At 44.7% G+C, this 19,610-nt stretch carries 17 protein-coding genes and 3 pseudogenes; 9 read left to right on the top strand and 11 right to left on the bottom strand.

From position 1 onward, the window contains the following. Positions 1–210: 210 nt before the first annotated feature. The 4 genes from udp to AB4323_RS05940 all read right to left on the bottom strand — a co-directional run bounded on the left by udp (position 211) and on the right by AB4323_RS05940 (position 5,822). The gene (gene udp, locus AB4323_RS05955) at positions 211–969 is read right to left on the bottom strand and encodes a uridine phosphorylase (protein ID WP_017065292.1); all 759 of its coding nucleotides are present in this window, start codon (positions 967–969) and stop codon (positions 211–213) included. A gap of 282 nt (positions 970–1,251) precedes the next feature. Then, entirely contained in the window at positions 1,252–3,609 is a 2,358-nt protein-coding gene (locus tag AB4323_RS05950; RefSeq protein ID WP_372151915.1) for a zinc/cadmium/mercury/lead-transporting ATPase, read from the bottom strand. A 153-nt stretch (positions 3,610–3,762) separates the two neighbouring features. Next, positions 3,763–5,226 carry an MATE family efflux transporter gene (locus AB4323_RS05945; RefSeq protein ID WP_017065289.1) on the bottom strand — a complete coding sequence of 488 codons (1,464 nt, stop codon included), beginning with the start codon at positions 5,224–5,226 and terminating at the stop codon, positions 3,763–3,765. 179 nt (positions 5,227–5,405) lie between these two features. Then, a complete protein-coding gene (locus tag AB4323_RS05940; RefSeq protein WP_017060213.1) occupies positions 5,406–5,822 on the bottom strand; it encodes a CBS domain-containing protein in 417 nt (138 codons plus the stop codon). Positions 5,823–6,124: 302 nt separating this feature from the next. On the opposite strand from AB4323_RS05940, the gene AB4323_RS05935 reads away from it, so the two are divergent. Then, on the top strand, positions 6,125–6,358 hold the full coding sequence (locus AB4323_RS05935) for a hypothetical protein (protein ID WP_017060212.1): 234 nt from the start codon (positions 6,125–6,127) through the stop codon (positions 6,356–6,358). A 167-nt stretch (positions 6,359–6,525) separates the two neighbouring features. Next, positions 6,526–6,822 carry a hypothetical protein gene (locus AB4323_RS05930; protein ID WP_029235295.1) on the top strand — a complete coding sequence of 99 codons (297 nt, stop codon included), beginning with the start codon at positions 6,526–6,528 and terminating at the stop codon, positions 6,820–6,822. A 97-nt stretch (positions 6,823–6,919) separates the two neighbouring features. Here AB4323_RS05930 and AB4323_RS05925 read toward each other — a convergent pair whose 3' ends face one another. Continuing rightward, on the bottom strand, positions 6,920–7,906 hold the full coding sequence (locus AB4323_RS05925; protein WP_081324522.1) for a glycosyl transferase family protein: 987 nt from the start codon (positions 7,904–7,906) through the stop codon (positions 6,920–6,922). 167 nt (positions 7,907–8,073) lie between these two features. On the opposite strand from AB4323_RS05925, the gene AB4323_RS05920 reads away from it, so the two are divergent. Together AB4323_RS05920 and AB4323_RS05915 are read left to right on the top strand one after the other, a co-directional pair. Next, complete coding sequence (locus AB4323_RS05920; protein ID WP_372151913.1) at positions 8,074–8,682, top strand: TetR/AcrR family transcriptional regulator; 609 nt, start codon at positions 8,074–8,076, stop codon at positions 8,680–8,682. A gap of 123 nt (positions 8,683–8,805) precedes the next feature. After that, positions 8,806–9,300, top strand: coding sequence for a peptidylprolyl isomerase (locus AB4323_RS05915; RefSeq protein ID WP_017060208.1), 495 nt, complete (start codon positions 8,806–8,808; stop codon positions 9,298–9,300). Between the two features lie 130 nt (positions 9,301–9,430). Here AB4323_RS05915 and AB4323_RS05910 read toward each other — a convergent pair. Beyond that, positions 9,431–9,547 (bottom strand): annotated as a pseudogene (locus AB4323_RS05910) (cytochrome c); the annotation flags it as partial. Here AB4323_RS05910 and AB4323_RS05905 point away from each other — a divergent pair. After that, positions 9,545–9,670, top strand: a pseudogene (locus tag AB4323_RS05905) (MarR family transcriptional regulator); the annotation flags it as partial. The pseudogenes AB4323_RS05910 and AB4323_RS05905 overlap by 3 nt on opposite strands. A gap of 100 nt (positions 9,671–9,770) precedes the next feature. Here AB4323_RS05905 and AB4323_RS05900 read toward each other — a convergent pair. From AB4323_RS05900 to AB4323_RS05885, 4 genes are all read right to left on the bottom strand, one after another. Continuing rightward, the gene (locus AB4323_RS05900) at positions 9,771–10,637 is read right to left on the bottom strand and encodes a DMT family transporter (RefSeq protein WP_372058572.1); all 867 of its coding nucleotides are present in this window, start codon (positions 10,635–10,637) and stop codon (positions 9,771–9,773) included. A gap of 110 nt (positions 10,638–10,747) precedes the next feature. After that, positions 10,748–11,845 (bottom strand): alkene reductase, encoded by a 1,098-nt coding sequence (locus AB4323_RS05895; RefSeq protein WP_017065285.1) that lies wholly within the window; start codon positions 11,843–11,845, stop codon positions 10,748–10,750. Between the two features lie 14 nt (positions 11,846–11,859). Beyond that, positions 11,860–12,237: a lactoylglutathione lyase gene (gene gloA, locus AB4323_RS05890; RefSeq protein WP_017066787.1), complete on the bottom strand. Its 378-nt coding sequence runs from the start codon at positions 12,235–12,237 to the stop codon at positions 11,860–11,862. Positions 12,238–12,440: 203 nt separating this feature from the next. Next, the gene (locus tag AB4323_RS05885; protein ID WP_017068098.1) at positions 12,441–13,376 is read right to left on the bottom strand and encodes a LysR family transcriptional regulator; all 936 of its coding nucleotides are present in this window, start codon (positions 13,374–13,376) and stop codon (positions 12,441–12,443) included. A 773-nt stretch (positions 13,377–14,149) separates the two neighbouring features. On the opposite strand from AB4323_RS05885, the gene AB4323_RS05880 reads away from it, so the two are divergent. The 4 genes and pseudogenes from AB4323_RS05880 (at position 14,150) to AB4323_RS05865 (ending at position 18,595) form a co-directional block, all read left to right on the top strand. After that, complete coding sequence (locus tag AB4323_RS05880; protein ID WP_017065282.1) at positions 14,150–14,761, top strand: hypothetical protein; 612 nt, start codon at positions 14,150–14,152, stop codon at positions 14,759–14,761. Then, positions 14,761–15,750, top strand: coding sequence for an efflux RND transporter periplasmic adaptor subunit (locus AB4323_RS05875; RefSeq protein ID WP_372106181.1), 990 nt, complete (start codon positions 14,761–14,763; stop codon positions 15,748–15,750). Before AB4323_RS05880 ends, AB4323_RS05875 begins: the two co-directional genes overlap by 1 nt. 329 nt (positions 15,751–16,079) lie before the next feature. Further along, positions 16,080–17,940, top strand: a pseudogene (locus AB4323_RS05870) (alkyl sulfatase dimerization domain-containing protein). A 166-nt stretch (positions 17,941–18,106) separates the two neighbouring features. Beyond that, positions 18,107–18,595: a hypothetical protein gene (locus AB4323_RS05865; RefSeq protein WP_372151912.1), complete on the top strand. Its 489-nt coding sequence runs from the start codon at positions 18,107–18,109 to the stop codon at positions 18,593–18,595. Positions 18,596–18,736: 141 nt separating this feature from the next. Here the strand turns inward: AB4323_RS05865 and cyoE are convergent, their stop codons facing one another. Continuing rightward, positions 18,737–19,609, bottom strand: coding sequence for a heme o synthase (cyoE, locus tag AB4323_RS05860; protein WP_372151910.1), 873 nt, complete (start codon positions 19,607–19,609; stop codon positions 18,737–18,739). Between the last annotated feature and the right edge of the window lies 1 nt (position 19,610).

Raw genomic sequence — 19,610 nt, 5'->3', positions numbered from 1 at the left:
CCAATAAGCTCATGAGAGCTCAATGCTCTTAAGCAGATTGTTAAAAAGGCGAATGACGATTAAGTCACTCGCCTTTTTTGTTGTCTGTTTTCTCTATTGATTACTTTCAGACGGCACAAAAAAATGGCCGCATCATACGATGCGGCCATTTTCAAAATTTAATGTCACTTGAAGACTTAATGCTCTCTAAAACTCAGAGCACTTTAAGACTTAAAGCATTTTACGAGCGGCTTCTACAACCACTTTGATTGAACGTGCTTCTGTTACTTTTAGAGTGTCGTGATCAGGCGTCTCTTTTTGAGTACGGTTGATGATTACACCAGCAACACAACCTGCTTTCAGACCAGAACTTGCACACATAGTTAGCAGTGTTGCAGATTCCATCTCGAAGTTTAGAACGCCCATGTCTTGCCATTCTTGCATAGAGCCTTGGAAGCGCTTAACAACGCGACCAGAGAACGTGTCGTAACGCTCTTGACCTGGGTAGAACGTATCGCTTGATGCCGTTACGCCCATGTGAACTGTTGCACCTGATTCATCAACTGCCGCTTTCATTGCTGTTGCAACTTCAAAGTCAGCCACTGCTGGGAACTCCATAGGAGCAAAGTGTAGGCTAGCGCCGTCTAGACGAACAGAACCTGTAGAAACAATCATGTCACCCACGTTTACGTGAGGTTGGATAGCACCAGTCGTACCAACACGTAGGAAAGTGCGAACACCAAGTTGAGCAAGCTCTTCAACTGCGATAGAAGTCGATGGACCACCAATACCTGTTGAACATACAACAACTGGTTTGCCGTCTAGCTCTGCGCGGTAAAGCGTGTATTCACGGTGACTAGCAAGGAATACTGGGTTCTCCATCTCTTCTGCAATTTTTTGCACACGAGCAGGATCACCAGGGATGATCGCAAGAGTAGCACCGTTAAGATCTGCTTCAGTAACACCTAAGTGGAAAACAGCTTGAGACATAGTTCGCTCCTTTTGGCTTATTGGGCTTTTTACCCTTATTTAAGCTCATAGTAAATTCGTGGGGTACGAACACACTCTAACCAAGCTCATTACAAAATGAAGTGATACATGTCACATGAATGATCGCAACAATAATTCAAGTTTCAGAAAAAACCGATTGGCATCACAAAAATAAGCAATCCGCACGCCTATGTTGCATACTAATGAGACAAAAAGCGCCTTTAACGTATTACCGCTAAAGGCGCTTTTATATTAAGAATGCTCTATGTCGGTGAGCTCGATTTAGTACGCTTTAGATTTAAATCGAAGCAGACGCAATGCGTTCAATGTCACCAATGCAGTTGCACCACTATCCGCTAAAACTGCCACCCACAAACCGGTAATACCTAACAAGCTTGTCACCAAGAATACGACCTTCAAACCAAGCGCAAGGGCTACGTTTTGACGGATGTTGTTCATGGTCGCTTGCGACAGTTCAATCATCGCTGGCAGCTCAGTTAAACGGTTATGAGTCAGTGCTGAATCCGCCGTTTCCAAAGCGACATCCGTACCACCACCCATTGCGATGCCGACATTCGCCGTTTTCATTGCTGGTGCATCATTAATGCCATCACCGACCATCGCCACGTGCGACTGTTGAGATAACTCCTCAACGTAAGATACCTTGTCGCTTGGCAATAGGCTTGCCTTGTACTGCATACCAATCTTGCTACTGATCGCTGCTGCACTGCGCGGATTATCGCCGGTCAACATGATAGATTGAATACCTAATTCATTAAGTCGTTCAATCGCAAGCTTAGCGTCACTGCGTAACGTATCTTGCCAAGCAATCAGACCAATCACCGTCGTAGCTTGCTCTGTTGATTCTTCTTGATCTTTAACCTCAAGAGCAACCACAACCGTCTTGCCCTCACCTTCTAATGCTTCTACCTGAGAAACCACATCGGCACCAAGTTCGAACGTGACTTTAGACGGTGACAGAACCTGATACTTAACACCATCAACATCCCCTTCAACACCACTACCAATCAACGCTTTCTTGTTGTGTGATTCAGGAATCTCTATATTCAGGTCTTTTACTTTAGCGACAAGTGACTGCGCCAACGGGTGAGTAGAGCCAACTTCAATCGCCCCAACCACACGCAGCATCGCGTCTTGTTGCCACCCCGATAGAGGTTGAATATCCGTAACCTGAGGCTTACCTTCGGTCAGTGTGCCTGTCTTATCGAAGGCGATGGTTTGGATTTTACCAAGCTGCTCTAGCGCTGCGCCGCCTTTAATGAGCGCGCCACGTTTCGCTGCTGCTGCTAAGCCAGAGGTAATCGCTGCAGGAGTCGAGATAACCAAGGCACACGGACAAGCAATCAACAATAGCGCTAGGCCACGGTAAACCCATGTTTCCCATGGCTGCGCAAACAACAATGGTGGTGTGATGATGACCAACAGAGCCACTACCATCATTAACGGTGTGTACCAACGGCTGAACTTATCGAGGAATCGCTCTAGTGGTGCTTTACGAGACTCTGCTTCTTCAATCAGATGAAGAATGCGATCGATCGCGTTCTCACCCTGTTTTGAAGTGATGGTGATACGAACCACTTTATCGACCACCACAGCGCCAGCCATGATGCTATTGCCTTCGATGTGTTCAACAGGAACAGATTCACCGGTTAACGCACTTTCATCAAAGCTTGCCGCGTCTGTAATCAATTGGCCGTCAGCAGGTAAACGAGAGCCCGCGGCCACTTCAATCACATCACCTGGAACCAGTTCACTGACTGCTACTTCTACACGCTCGCCGTTGATGATCTTAGTCGCGTTTTCTGGTACCAATGCCATTAGCGCTTGAACGCCACTTCTTGCTCTTGATGAAGCAAACGCTTCTAAGCGCTCACCAATCAAGAACAACAATAGAACCATCGCTGCTTCCGCAGTTTCGCCAAGGTACAAAGCACCCAGCGCGGCAACACTCATTAAGGTTTCAATAGCAAACGGTGTACCTGAACGCGCCAGCTGAACCGCTTTCTTCGCCACCGGATATAAACCAAGCAGACAAGTTACCGTAAACAAGCCTTCACTTAATTGAGGTGAGGTGATTTTTACAAGCGCCGCAAACAGCATTGCCGCTGCAATCGCGATAATCTGTAAATTAGGTTGGATATAAGCTTGCCAAAAAGTCTCAGGTTGTTGTTTTTCTTTCTTTGAACCGACTTCCGTAAGAGGGAAACCCGTTTTGATAGAGACCTGTTCAATGGTGTCAGCAAGGCTTTCATTATCGAATTTCACAACCAGCTTTTCGGTAGCAAAGAGAACCTTCGCTTGAATAACACCGTCAATATTGCTGATCGCGTTTTCTATTTTTCTTGCACAAGCTGGGCAGTCCATTCCGGCAACCAGCCAACTTTTCGAAAATTTGGCATCGAGAGATAAAGTTGAGGACTGACTGTCTTCTTCTCCACTATCCGACGAACTACAACAATCATCTCCAGACGATGACGAAGCAGCAGAAGAGCTACAACAACCAGATGAAGTACCTGCTGCTGTGATGCTTGAAATTTTAGGGCTAGAGCAACTTGCTCCTGCCGCTTGAGGTTGAACGTCCACTTTTTCTGAGCGGCACGCTGCATGTTTTGCGCACATAATGTATCTCCTTAATACTCAAAAGCCTTGAGGTTGTTGCTAACTTACGAGCAACAGAACCTTAAGTTCATCAAAAGTATAAACCTTGGAGGCTACTCCAAGGTCAAGAAGAAGTTTTCAAGAAAACAAAAATATTATGCCAGCGCCGATGGCTTACTGAGATTTAAGCTCCGCACACTCTTCACGGTTAGCGGATACATCATCAATAAGAACCGCATCGTGTGAACAGAATGGCTGAGTGTTCAAGCTGACAATCGACACATCATCTTCCACTGGATCAACTTGAGATCCTTGCATCAGTTCAGCGATATGATGTCGAAGCACCAAGATACCTAAAATTCCGAACAAAACATTACCCAAAGCTTGACCATAGAGAACACCCAAAGCGCCATACCATTGCGAACCTAGATATACGAACGGCAGAGTACCTAACGTCGCTTTACCCAAATTCAATGCTGTCGAGTAAAGCGGTTTACCTAGGTTGTTGAAAGACGTGTTGGCAACAAATAGTGCACCGTTAAAGGTGAAGGTTAACGCCACATAGGTACAGAAAGCCGCCACAATGATTGCTGCATCACCTTGTAAGCTAAAGCCTTGAATGACATAACCTTGAACGAAGTACAACAGAATACAAACAGCGATGGTGTATGCCGTAGTAACCAGCAATGAGTTATTGAGTGTTTCTTTTACTCGGTCCATGCGTTCAGCACCAAAGTTCTGACCAATGATTGGCCCCACAGCGCCAGACAAGGCAAAGATAACCGCAAAACAAACTGGCGTCAGACGACCTATCACGGCAAAGCCCGCGACAAAATCCTCACCATATTGTGCGATACCCGTTGTTACAATCGCATTACCGATAGGCGTTGCGGTATTGGTGATAATCGCAGGCAGCGCAATCGCCAATATTGGTCGAATATTAATGCGCCATTGCACAAAAGAAGGCGGAGCTACCAGCTGATGGCTGCGAATAAGAGGATAAAGCGAAAAGAATAGCACCGAGAAACGAGCGACAACCGAAGCGATAGCCGCCCCTTCGATGTTCCAACCAAAACCAAAAATAAACAGAGGATCGAGAATCGCGTTAACAATGCCGCCAGACAAAGTTGCCCACATCGAACGCTTAGCATCACCTGCCGCTCTTAAGCCCGCACCCGCTGCCATCGCTAACGCCAAAAATGGACCACTAGGTAGCAAAATCTGTAGGTAAGCTTGAGCGCGTTCGGCTGCAATGCCTTTGGCGCCTATCGCGGCTAGCAGCTCTGGAATATAAGCGAACATGATTGCAGTTATGGTTGAACTGATAACAAACGCAGTCAGCATGATACTGGTGCTTAGGTTTCGAGCGTGCTCTTGATTCTTGGAGCCGATGGCTTTGGACACTAATGCGCCCATGGCAATGGAAGTACCGATAGAAACGGAGGTAGAAAAGAAAGTCAGCGTACCTGCAAAGCCTACCGCAGCAGCCAATTCAACCTGTCCGAGCATACTGATAAACAGCATGTCGAGCAGATCGACCACAAATAACGCCATCAAACCGACAGAGCCAGCCCCCGACATCACCAATATGTGGCGCATCGTTGAACCTTCAACAAACTTTGCCGTTTGATTTGACATGAAACCTCCAAAAGTTGGAATACCCAAGAGCTAAAGCCTAATCAGCTGTTCAACTGTTCAACTGGCTAGGGATCCAAAAAGAAAGGATCGACCAAGAAAAGCGCTATACAGAAAAAAGGCGCTAGTGCGCCTTTTTTCAATTGAGAGTATTGAGAAAAATAATCGTTCTTAACACGCTACTATACCTGATGTTTGAAGCATTCTTCCAAGTTCTTGCCAATTGCTCTCAAAACATCAGTTCTGGTGATAATACCCACCAGTTTTCGATTATCGATCACAGGGTATGCTTTAGGTTTTCCAACCTGCATCATGTCCGCCAATTCAATAATGGATAAGTCAGGTGACACCGACAGCACTTCTTGGTACATACAGTCACCCACAAGGTGTGTGTCTTGGCAGAAGTAACTGACCTTCACAAGTTTCTCGAGTAAATCCTGCTCTGAAAGGAAGCCAATCACTTGTTCGTTATCATCGATTACGGGCCCACCCATATGGTGGCTACGCATCACTTTGTCTAACGCTAGACTTAACGGCATATCAGGAGTAAATGTCACAACCTGCTGCGTCATGTAATCTTTCACTTTAATAGAATGCATTGCGTTCTCCCTAAATACTTTGCGTCATATATTTTCTATCTTGTTAAGTTAATTGTTGTCTAAAATCTTGATTTTACTAAATGGATTTCAACAATTTTATTGATAGGCAAAACCTAACAAGACAAAAAAGTGAGACAAACAAAGGGTTGAGCACGTTTTCGAACGCCAGAAAAAAGAAAAAAAAGAGCCCTTACAAAGCCTTACTTTCCCTTGCTTAACCTTACTTAGCCGAGCTAGCCTGCGTAAATAAACCCTGTAATCTTCACCTCACTAATAATTAGAAATCCCGTTTTAGGAAGTTCATGCAACACGACAACAACATGTACGCGTATATTTACGCAGGTAACGACGGCACAGAAAACACACTCATCGCCACTATCGATAATCAAGAAAAACCGCTGATATCAAGCTGCGTTGATGAGATAAAACGCATGTCATGCTTAGCCATTGATTTAGCAGCAAAACACGACCTAAAAGTGAAGCTGGTGAAATATCAAAGAGAACAAGAGATCGACTTCGGCCTATTCGTTAAATAGTGAATCCGACACTGATTTGGTTAATCTCTAACTGGCAGCCATAGTAGCATTAGCAAGCGCAATAGCCGTGAATGGCTGCCGAATTCGACCTGACAAGCCTAACGGGTAAAGGCTATAATGATCAGACGGCGCCCTTGCCGATTTTCATTGTCCAAATACGGTTTACTATGTCTTCCCAAACCCCACCTAAAACGTATCTAACGAATTCCTTATCTAAGTTAAAAAGCTACTTTAGTGAGTTATTGGATTTCCAATCACGCATTTGGGTGGTTCATATCTTTGAAGACTCTATTACCGATCAGTCGTTTGTGATTAATGAAGATGGCTTTAAAGAACCGCTAGAGTGGATGAAAAAACGTGATTACCAAGCGAGAATGCTTGATCGTGTTGATAAGATGAAAATCTCACAGGTGATTGAGATTCAGTTCGAAGACAAAATGCATCGCTTGATGCGAGTGAAGTAGCTTTATTGTTTGGGCGTTCACGAAAAGCCCTTGCTAGAAATCAAGTATAAAAAGGCCAGCGCTCGCTGACCTTCTCTCATTGATTACAAACCACCATCTAACGCGCACAATACTCATGCCACAGGCGCACCGCTTTCTGGTATGCCTCAGTTTTATCGTGCGTTTCTGCAAAGAGAATGGCTGTCATGCTGTCGACAACGGTATTCGCCATTAGCGCCATATCTTCAGCCGATGTGCCAAGTACACATTGACTAGGAAGTGGCAGCTCTAGGTTCATCATCTCTTCCCAGTAGAACGATTCGACTTTGTCAGGAGAGCTCATCCATACCGTTTGGCTAACTTTAGGATTATATTCCGACTCACCGTTCATCCCTTTGAATGAAATCACCGAGTGGGATTTATTTCCGATAACATGCTCAACTTCCGCATGAAGTTGTGGAAAGCCAGGATGGAAACTGCCACGCAGACCTAAACGGCCACCACCAGGATTCAATGCTCGAACTACCGTGTTAATTGGTGTTCTCAAACCGTAGCGGTGTTTCCAACCAATCATGGTTTGTGCTTCGGGCGCAAAGTTAGCTAGCGGTAAATAAGCAATGCCGTCTTGTTCAAGAATCGACTTAGCATGTTCAGGGCTCTCAGCACTTTGCACACCGACATCTTGCAAATGGCTTTCAACGTGCGTCCTACCGCTCGGCTTATCCATATAGCCATGCATTAACACTTTATAGCCATTGTCAGCTAAGATTTTTGCCGCCAACAAGTTCCAAGGCTTGCCACTGGCGTTATCGTTACGCTTACCTGCATAACACGGCCAATCAATATCAGCGCCTAAATCTGGCACTCGAGATTGAAACGCTTTTACAAAGCCAGCGATCTCTTCATTGGTTTCATTCTGCACACGAATCAACATCAGTAGCATAGCCATTTGGTCGTCACCGACTTCTCCGCTTAAATACTCATCCATGATGCGGTAGGCTTGTTCGAACGATAAAGGCTTACGCCCTCTTTCTCCTCGTCCAACTGTACGAATACACTCTAAAATACTACTCATTGATTGTTTATTCTCTTCCGTTGATATCAATAAAATTCGAATACACTTTCGATTCTATGATACCCACCGTGCATTGCAAAGCGATTCAGTTGCTCTCGACCGAATTACCAATACGCGGATTGGTGTTCTAAAAGTAAACTTACTGGTGTAAAATTAGCGTATGTAATGCTAACCGCGACATATTGAGTAGTATCCCGATGACTGTAAAAAAAACGCTGAGCCAAAGAAAACGTGAATCGATCGTTGCCGCTGCTATCGCAGAGTTTACTGAGCATGGCTACAAGGCCACCAGCATGGATAAAATATCGAGTCGCGCAGAAGTATCAAAGCGCACCGTATACAATCACTTTGCCAGCAAAGAACTGCTTTTAGATGAGATTCTAGACAGCATTTGGAGCAAAACTCTGGCCGCAACGCATTTCCCTTATCAAGCAGAACTGCCACTTGAAGAACAGCTTTCGTCGATAGCCAATCAAGAACTTGAGTTACTTGAGTCTGAAGGCTTCATCGACCTGTCACGCGTGTTGTTCTCAGAGTATTTCCATAACGCCGAACTGGTGCATCAAGCGATGGAAAAATATTCCCAAGCAGAAAGTGGACTTACAACCTGGATTAAAGCCGCGTTGGCAGACGGTCGTTTAGTAGAACTAGACCCACAATTCGCCTCCACGCAGTTCATTGGTCTGCTTAAGTCTTTTGCGTTTTGGCCGCAAATCATTGGTCATGTGCCGTCACCGGATGCTGCGCACAAACAAGTGATCATTACTTCAAGTGTCGAGATGTTCCTTAAACAATATCAGGCGTGATTTTGGTGGTTGATGAGAATTCAACCACAATAAAACCATCACTGGTATCCGCTGTTATTTTCCCTATACTGCAACCCACTTTCGTCATTACGACTCAGTAAAACTTCAACTTTAGGTAACCCTATGATTACTTTCACCACCAACTTTGGCGATATCGAGATTGAACTGAACCTTGAAAAAGCGCCAGTAACGTCGAAAAACTTCCTTAAATACTGCCAAGACGGTTTCTACGAAGGCACGACATTTCACCGTGTTATTGAAGGTTTCATGATTCAAGGTGGTGGTCACACTATCGACATGACAGAAAAACCAACTCGCGCCCCAATCGTCAACGAAGCAAACCGTGGTTTGAAGAATGTGATTGGTTCTGTGGCAATGGCTCGGACTGATGCACCACATTCTGCAACGGCGCAGTTCTTCATCAACCTTGATGACAACGATTTCCTAGATCACACCTCAACAACCAATGCTGGCTGGGGTTACGCGGTATTCGGTAAGGTTTCAGCAGGTATGGATGTGGTAAACAAAATTGCGAAAGCACCAACAACCATTCGCTGGGGACACGAAGATGTGCCTTGCGAAGATATTGTGATTACAAAAGTCACTATTCGCGACTAATTCATTCACGTCCTTTCCCGCCCCTAGTGCATTCGAATTGATGGCATAAAGAAAAGAAGGCTGTGCGATAGGACTATGGTGGTAAGGGTTCGACTTTACCACCTGTATTTAAAGCTCGTTGTTAGAATAGTTACCAGCGAGAACGATAAGTACGGTGACACCCTTTGCACGTCTTATTCGCAGAATTTAACCCTTGCTCTGCACTCGACAAGTCTTGTTCAACACTCGCCTGATAAGGCTCAGAAAAGCACTTGAAGAACAACTCGTTCCTATCCCCGTTCGTTTAAACAAAGAGTTGATGAACGAGTTAGATGCTGAAGAGCAACAACAAATGCTCAAGCTACTTCAGAAAGTAGTCGCGGCAATCTGATCTTACCGCGTTCACTGCTTAGCAAGCTTAGTGCTTAGAAATTATTACACTCTGAACGTGTATTGAAAAACAACCCACACTCGGCCTTGCGCCGAGTGTTTTATTTTCGTCTCGACCATTTGATATAGCAAAATAGTGAAGCAATGATCACCGCCCCACCGAGCAGCTTCTGCATCTCTACACTTTCGCCAAGCACACTCACACTTAACAGCAGCGTCCACACAGGCTCAAGAATCATGATCAATGCCGCCACTTCCATGTTCACGGAGTGCTGACCGACCGTTTGTAGCAAGTAACGAATAGACGTTGCGATCACCGCAGAGACAATAAACCAGAAGACTAAGGTTTTGGTGATTTCGAACTCCGGCTGAGCTGTCATAGAAGCAAAGGCTAAACCACTCACACCCACCACAAACAGTTGCACACAGATTGATGCGATAGGCTTGATATTGGTAATCACACGCTTGTTCATCACAAAGTGAACAGACAACAAAATCGATGCTAGTAAGAAATAAATCTGACTCTGCTCAACATGCCAGCCGTTACCCAAAGTCAGCAACAGCATGCCAATAATCGCGATCGGGAAAGACATCCAAAACGCGCGATTAGGCTTAACTCGAAACAAAATCCAAGACACAAACGGTGCAATGATCATGGCTAAGCTCATGATGAATGCCCCTTCCGACAAGCTTTCAGTCACCGAAACTGCAAACACCCATACCTGCAATGAGGCAGACAACAACAAACCCACGCCGCAAAGAGACAGAATCTGCTTAAACGAAAGCTTACGAATATGGTGAATACAAAATGGCAGAAGAATAAGACTCGCGACGAGGAATCGCACACCAATGAACACTGGCCCAGGCATTTCTAATACCACCAGCTTAGATGCAATCCATCCCACCCCAGCTAGCAGGGTGGCAAATAGAAGGTAAAGCTCTCCGCGCATCGCTTTCACGTTCATCATTTTACTTAGTCCAATAACAAAAAAAGCAACCCGACTCTGCAAGGTTGCTTTTTATAAACATTCAACAGGATCGAGATACTATCTCAATACTCTGCTTCAGGCAGCTGTTTTTAGCCTGCGTATTCTGGGTAATCCGTTAAACCTTTTTCAGCACCACCGAACAATGTGTTTGGATCGTGCGCTGCAAGTGGGTAACCATTTTGAATACGAGCTGGTAAATCTGGGTTCGCAACGAATGGACGACCAAAACCAACCATGTCAGTTACGCCTTCAGCAACGGCTTTTTCGCCACGCTCGCTATCGTATTTACCCGCATAAATAAGGACACCCTCGTAGGCTTCACGAACTGCTGCTTTAAATGCTTTTGGCGTTTCAGGTGCATCGTCCCAATCAACTTCTGCAATGTGTAGGTAAACAATTTTGTATAGGTTAAGTAGTGCTGCCGCCGCTGTGTAAGTCTCTACTGGTGTAGCGTCAACCGTACCATTCAACGATGTGAACGGAGCAAGGCGTACACCAACACGGTCAGCACCAATCGCTTCAACCATAGCTTCAACCACTTCGCCTAGGAAACGTAAACGGTTTTCAATTGAACCACCGTATTCGTCAGTGCGGTTGTTTGCTTCAGAATCGATGAATTGGTTGATTAAGTAACCATTCGCTGCGTGAAGTTCGATACCATCAAAGCCTGCTTCAACCGCATTCAAAGCCGCTTGGCGATACTGTTCAACCACCTCTTTGATGTCTTGTTTCGTCATTTCACGAGGTTCAACCACATCAACAAAGCCCGGTTCATCAGTACCGTTATCGATGAATACCTTTACGTTTTGTGCTTTAAGTGCAGAAGACGAGATTGGCTGTTCACCACCAATGTTGTCTGGGTGTGTTACACGGCCTACATGCCAAAGTTGAGCGAAGATAACGCCCTCTTTTTCATGTACGGCATCAGTCACTTTTTTCCAACCAGCGATCTGCTCATCAGAATAGATACCCGGAGTCCAAGCATAGCCTTGACCCATAGGTGAAATTTGTGTGCCTTCAGCAATAATCAAACCTGCAGAAGCACGCTGAGCGTAGTAAGCCGCCATCATATCGTTTGCTGAATTACCAGGTTGCGTTGCGCGAGAACGCGTCATCGGTGGCATAACAATACGGTTTTTAAGCTCGATATTACCAAGTTGAATTGGTTGAAATAGTGCGTTTGTCATTGTTATATCCTCGATTAACCTAGTTGAATCAGTTCGATTTGGTAGCCGTCTGGGTCAGTAATAAAAGCGATATGAGTTGAGCCGCCTTTCACTGGACCCGCTTCGCGAGTGACGTTGCCACCTAGCGATTTGATTTTGTCACATGCTGCGTAAATATCTTCTACACCCAATGCCAGATGACCAAACGCGCTGCCCATCTCGTACTCATTCGTATCCCAGTTGTACGTTAGCTCGATAGTCGTGCCGCCTTGCTCATAGCCAACAAAAACCAATGTGTAGCGGTACTCTTTGTTTTCGTGGCGTTCAAGTTCCTTCATTCCCAATACCTTGGTGTAGAACTCGATAGACTTGTCTAAATCAGTAACTCGGATCATTGTGTGTAGGAATTTCATATTTCGCCCTTTTTAGCCCAGCAACCTGAGCCGATATAATCGTGAGTGGAGGTTACCCACTTCTTTGTTAGGGTTAATATACGAGCTGACAGCAAATAAATGAAATTATCATAAATTCTCATTGTGATAATTTTTTATTATAACTCACTTAATACAAGTGATTTGTTAAGAAGATATTTGGCAAACAAAAGATAGGGCGACGATCAGAAAGCGGAGCGCCAACTGTTTAGTGATTTAGACATGTCATTAGTCGTATTGATGATCTGCTCTCTCAACCACTTATGTGCCGGATCGGTGTTCTGTTTTTTCAACCAAATGAGGTAATGAGAGATAGGCTGATAATCGAAAGGCGGTTTGAACAACTGTAACCCAAGACGTTCCTGATACTGGTTCGCCATAGAAAGCGGTACAACAGTGATGTAATCAGTCTGGCTACACAGCATTAGGTTACTGGCCATAGAGCTGCCGTGAATTACAATTTTACGCGAGGATAAGTCTAACGAAGTGTAGTGAGTCAAACTTCTTACTTGGCGACGTGTTCTGGCTAAAACCGCATGTTGCTCACTGAGATATTGCGCCTCGGTGATCTCACCTTTGATCCTAGGGTGCCCATTTCGGCAAACAATCACAAACTCACTATCGTAGAGCTTTTCGCTCATCATGCTTGAATGCTCAGGCAACACAATGTCGATCATCAAATCAAACTTCTGAGTTAATAGATCCTCATGGACTTGATCATCACTATCTGGTTGGTCATACACCTCAAGAGATAAGCCTTGGTTAGATAACTGAGAAAATCGATCGAGCAACATCCACTTTAAATGTTCGGGAACCGAAGCCACAAACCTGCGCTCTGTACTCGCTTCATCAAACCCAGCCATACCTTGAAACACGCCGTTGAGCTCGTGTATTGGCGCTTTGATTTGCTCATACAAGCTTTGCGAGTAAGCAGTAGGCACAACCCCTCGCCCACTGCGCACAAACAACTCTTGGCCAATTTCATTTTTCAGTCGGCCGAGCGCAGTGCTGATCGTCGATTGATTGGTATTCAAATGATCGGCAGCCTTACTCAAACTGCCCTGCTCCATCACCGCTGAAAACACAGCCAATAAGTTAAAATTCGGAATGTCATTACTCATGATTCAGTGCTCATTTGGCGATAGATTTAATTATCTTATCGTAAAAGCGATAGAATGAAACAACGGATGCTCATTGAGAAAACAAAACTGAGAAGGAAGCATCATATGGTAAAGAGCAAAAATGTCAGAACAACTCACTCTTTCGAATAGCTGCCACATTCGCCAGATTGGAATCTAAATCTCTTCGCTGTGCCAGTAACGCTTAATCCACCCAAACTCACCCTAGACTGGTCGGAGTATTCAATATTTCCGTCCTGCCTTATTGATACTTTTATAGCCACTTCTATGATCCAGGCTAATTAAATAGACATATTTTATAAGCCGAGTTTGAGCCTGTCCAAATAAACCCACCTCACGTTTAAGCAACCACTCAATTCATCGTAATTACGATAATTCAATATCGCAATAATGCGTAGATAGCACCAGTTACACTTCCTATTATTTCGCCAACAAATCAATTCTTAACCTAAACAGAAAACCTAAAAATGTGTAGATGATGGTGTTGCACACATCACGGAAGACGGCCTTAAAACCCAATGCAGCAAACGAACCTATCAATGGTAGACGTTACTTAAGAATGATTTCGCCAGGTGTTTTTAACACTCTATTCGCGAGAATGCGTTGTCTACGTGGTCAAAGCGATTTTTAATTGTCATCTAGTACTTTTGACTCAGTAGGTCTATACGGTTACGTGAGTTCAACACCTCTTTCAGATGTCTTCTAAAAGTCTTGTACCAAGGCTGCACTTTCTCTCTCCTTATTTAGGTTGAGATATGAACTTTATAAAAATCGTTTTCCAGAAAATCTGGGCCGTTGTGATGGTCTTGATTAAATTCTGCCTGTTTATGGCAGTGATGTTTGCGGGAGCATGGGCTCTTGCACCATTAGGCACAATCCATTCTAAAGACATCGACATGTCTCAATTCAACAATCATCCCAATGAAATGATGATGAACTTCTTCCAGATGGAGTCCTTCTCTGGTTACTTGTTCTCAGTGACCATTGCTGTGGTTTTAGCCGGTGTTTACGGCATGTGGCAGTTGCATGAACTGGGTGTGCATAAAGCAAAAGAGCACAAAAGCGCTCACGTACAAATCGTGTTTGCACTGTCACTTTGTGGTCTATTCATTAGCAAAACATTCTGGGTTATTGCATTAGTTATCGCGTTGGCGAACTGGAAGCATATTGGTCAATCACTGAGTGATGTTATTCGCCGTGGTGTTCAGCCTAAACAAGACGCGACCAATACAGAGACAGCCGCAGTCCACGTATCACCTGAACAACCGGTAACAGAGCCGTCTTCAGTAGAGCAATCTTCAAAAGAACAGGCTTCAGAAGAAAAGACTCCAACAACACCATCCGCTACAGAAAAAGAGGTCGCATAATGAAAGAGATGATGATTCCATACATCCTAATTGTATGGTCACTGTTTGCGACAGGCGCACTTAAGAAGAACTTCAAGAACTACACATGGGCTGCCATTGGCGGCGTAACGATTCTTGCGGTATTAGCGGTTATCTCTCGCTTGTGGGCACCCGTTGATCTAACCAACTCAACCACAGTGAAAGCACCACACGCGGTGATGTCACCGATCTTTGGCCAGCAGATCGACCAAGTGCTTGTTGAACACAACCAAATGGTTAAAGAAGGCGACGTAATTTACACACTCGTCGACATTGACTCAGCCGCAGACAAAGCAAAGATCGAATCTTCAATTGTTCAGAAAGAAGAACAGATTAAGCAAATGACTCGCGACTTAGAGCGCGCTGAAACTTCACCTGAAATTTTCAATCTGCGTGACGTAGAAAAGTACGACTCAGACCTTCGAGTGCTGCACGCTCAACTTGTGTCGTTAAAAGCCGATCTACAAAAAGTAAATTGGGCGCAAGAGAAGAAAACGATTAGAGCTGAATTTGACGGTCAGGTATCGATAGTGAATATTGCTGAGGGGTCTGTAATGGGGAACATGCACCTTTACAACACCAGCAAAAAGTTCCTTGAGATGCGTATTTCAGACCAAACTTACGGATATGTTCAAGTAGGCGATTTTGCAGAGTTCTTCGTTGATGCATACCCAGGGCACGTGTTCAGAGCAAAAGTACACAGTTTCAACGCAGGTACGGGAGAGTCGAGTATTTCTCCACTTCAGGGGCCACAAAGCGTCGGTCAACACGTGGTCAGAAACGGTAATGGTTTAGGTCGTACTATCGTACTTGAGATCATCGAACCAGAAGGTTACAACATCCCTATTGGTTCAACTGGCGCGGCTTGGATCTCGGCAGAGAAACCACATCCGTTCTGGGGCTTCATTGATGTAATCGGCGCAGCAACAGTTCGCCTACAATCTTACAAGTCATACCTAGGTGCTTGGTAAACGATTAAGCTCTTGGTAAACGATTAGCTCTTGATAAGCAATTAAATATTCAATGATTTGGCTGTTATTCACTCGTATCACAGCCACTCATGAACTAGCGACTAATTGTAAAACAAATGCCCTGAGTTTCAGGGCATTTTTGTATCTGTTGCAAGCTCATTTACTAATTGATTTAGATCAAAATTAATCGCCAATACAATCGTTTATCAAACAAATCATCGAAAAAACGATAGATTGAAATATTATTAGCGCGTAGATAGCGACCTACCCCACCTCTATCATTTGGCTCAAGAAATCCAATTCCTGTATCCAAATATAAGGTCACTACCATGACTAATACATTCAAAAAAATGGCGCTTCCTGTTGCTATTGCGAGCACTCTACTTGCTTCTGGTTTTGCATCTGCAACACCGATTGTCGAAGCGACATCGAAAGTCGGCCAAGAACTTCAGACGGCAAATGCTGCGCAATACCAAAACATTGATCTTGATGCTCGCTACAAGAGCGAGGTTCTATTCGAACACAAATCAAACATGTTCTGGGGAAAAGGCGAACGTATTCAAGTTGTTTCTAAAACAGGCGATTCTCTAGCTTACACTGCTGAGTCTGACCATGTTCACCCAATCCTCACCAAGCATGGTCGTAAAATGGACCAAGCAATCATCAAAGTAGATGACAACGTATATCTTGGTTACGGTTTCGGTCTAGATACACCCGTCATGATTGAAGGTACGGACGGCATCATCATTGTTGATCCAGGCGAGTCGGTAGAAATGGCTCAATCGGTTAAAGAGCAATTCCGTCAAATCACCGACAAGCCGGTTAAAGCAATCATTTATTCTCACAACCACATCGACCACATCTCTGGTGTGCGTGCGTGGGTGACTGACGAAGAAGTGGCATCAGGTGAAGTAAAAATCATCGCTGAAGAAGGCCTAACCGCTGCAGTGGCTAACTGGTCTTCAAACCTAGGTACTCTATTTGGTCACCGTACTTCTTACACAGGTGCTAAGCACGTAGAAGAAGGCGAGCACGGCACAGTAAACGACGGCCTTGGTCCACGCTTCATGCAAGGTGCTATCTCGTTCATCGAACCAAACCTGCTTGTACCAAGCCAAAGCCACATCGAAATCGAAATTTCTGGCGTGAAAATGCACATCGAGAACGTGCCATCTGAAACTAAAGATGAGTTAGTGGTTTACTTCCCAGACCAGAAAATCCTGCACGCGGCTGAAGTACTTCAAGGTGAGAACTTCCCTAACCTTCACACCATCCGTGGTACTAAATTCCGTGACCCATCAATGTGGTTCAAGGGCATCGACGTAATGCGTAAGTTCGACACTGAGATCATGATTAACTCTCACGGTCGTCCTGTTGAAGGTAAAGAAGCAGTAGCTGACGTACTAACGGCTTACCGTGATGCGATTCAATACACTCATGATCAAACTATCCGTTACATGAACAAAGGTATGACGCCAGACGAGCTAGTTGAAGTAGTTAAACTTCCTAAGCACCTTGCAGAACACCCTTGGTTAGGTGAACACTACGGTACTGTTGCACACGCCGTGCGTCAGATTTACGTAGGTTACAACGGTTTCTTCGAAGCGGATCCATGGCAGCTAGAGCCAATGGCTTACGAGCAACGCGCTAAAGCATTCGTAGAGATCATGGGCGGTCGTGACAACATCATCGACACAGCAAAAGCAGCGATGAAAGCTGAGAACTACACCTTTGCAGCAGAGATTCTTTCTTACCCAATCACGGTAAATAAAGATGACATGGAAGCACGCTTACTGAAAGCACAAGCTTACAAAGCATGGGCTGCAGACCAAGTGAACATCAACTGGCGTAACTGGGCGCTCAACGCGGCGGCTGAACTAGAGAACAAACGTGACTGCGCTAACTTACAACTTCTCTGATACCAACGAGTCATTCACTATCGAAGTGCGTAACGGTATTGCTCAGCTTCATGAAACGGCACTAGAAGGCGCTGATGTTCAAATCAACACTTCTCGTCAAGTATTGAACCAAATCTTGATGGCTGGTCCAAACGCTCAACAAGTGATTGGTACCAACATGCAGTCTGGTGCGTTTAAGTTCTCGAATGGCGACATTCAAGCCTTTGGTCTATTCATGAGCTACTTCGATAAGCCTCTTTCCCCTGAAGAGCTGATGCTTATCGTTCGTTAACTGACACACGTTAGTTAAGGGCTCGCTAGGATAGCAAACGGATAAACATAGGGACCCTTCGCGGTCCCTTTATCTTTTGCTTATTATATAATTCAAACTCCTCCGCTCACATCAACTTTACTGATGGCGTGATGTGAAATATATACGTTCGACTCAAGGTTTCTAGATGCTAAAACGTTTCGCTCTGCTACTTTCACTCAGTTCATCTTTGGTTTTTGCTTGCGGCCTGCATCAAGATACTGGACTTAGCTTGATCACTGAACCGGGCTCTCTCGAAGTCTTTGGCAACATAATCAATGCAAGACAAGATGACGAATTTGGCAATTTAAATAAGCCTGATCATTTCCGCCTTTTTGCGATACAAGCAGCACTTGGCAAAGCACATCCAAACAAAATTGAGTTCAATCTATTTGAAGCAATCAAAGGCCACTACAGCGAAATCAGCTTTGCTAAAGGTGTCAAAGTTTCAGGAAGAGATACATTACCAACCGAGGAAGATTTACTTCTGATCACAGAGTTAGACGTGTTCGATGCGCTAGCAACAGGAACCATTTCTTGGGATCAAGCAAGCTTGCAACGTTTAATCGTCATCAACGGCCCCCAAGATAAACGTGATCAATTGGAAGCTTGGTTTAATGATATTTTTGAAGGGTAATAGCTAAAATCTAAGTAATTCAAGGCTGAATAGTTAAAGGGGGGAGCAACAAAGAAAAATAAGACAGATGACAAAAACAAACAATAAAAAGTCGTCAAACCCTCGGACTTCAAACATTGAGAGTTCAACGACAAACTTAAATCAAAAAATTGCAGGCAACGGAATCAACTCCAGTCCTAGCACACCACTGATGCTCATGACCACCAGCAAAGAAACTTTAAACACTGTCTTTGACCATTGGATGTAGTTAAGGCAATCAACCTTACGGAACGTCACTTTGGTCCACATAAAGCAAACCGCTGCCGATACCGCTAGGTATTCATAACCCGCCTCTCCGAGTAAAAATAACCCCAGAGCAACTGCTCCAAACGCCACCACATACGCTTTCATGTGTTGATGTGCTTTGTCGACGCCCTCTTTCACCGGTAACACAGGTATACCTGCATCGCGGTAGTCTTGAATGCGGAACATCGCAATCGCATATGAGTGTGGCATCTGCCATAAGCAGAACATGATGAACAGCAGAACGGCTTCTAAGCTCAAGTAATTCGTCACACCAAGGTAACCAACTAATGGCGGAACTGCGCCAGAGATACTGCCAACTAAGGTGCCGTAAACCGAATTACGCTTGTACCACATGGTGTAGAAAAAGACGTAAAACACATAGCCAAGCAACACCACCACCGCAGACATCGGATTAACGAATTGAAACAGCAACGCCGTGCCAGCCAACAACATGACTAACGCATAAATAAATGCGACGTCTATGTTGATGTTGCCCTGAACCAATTCGCGGTTCTGGGTACGTTTCATTTTCTGGTCGATATCTCGGTCAAAGATGTTATTCACCACACAACCTGATGCAATCACAAGCCCTACACCCGCTAACGTCGTCAGTAACAACATCGCACTGGCTGGTTCTGTTTTTGCGGCGAGGAAGAACCCCGCCGCAACAGAAATCAGGTTGCCGAAAATGATGCCCGGTTTGGTAATAGACAAATAACTTTTCAGCATA

It is taken from the genome of Vibrio sp. 10N.261.52.C11 (genome assembly GCF_041471405.1).
GTDB classification, from domain to species: Bacteria; Pseudomonadota; Gammaproteobacteria; order Enterobacterales; family Vibrionaceae; genus Vibrio; species Vibrio crassostreae_C.
Note: the sequence above shows the minus strand (reverse complement) of the source record. Positions and strands in the feature narration are given on the sequence as shown.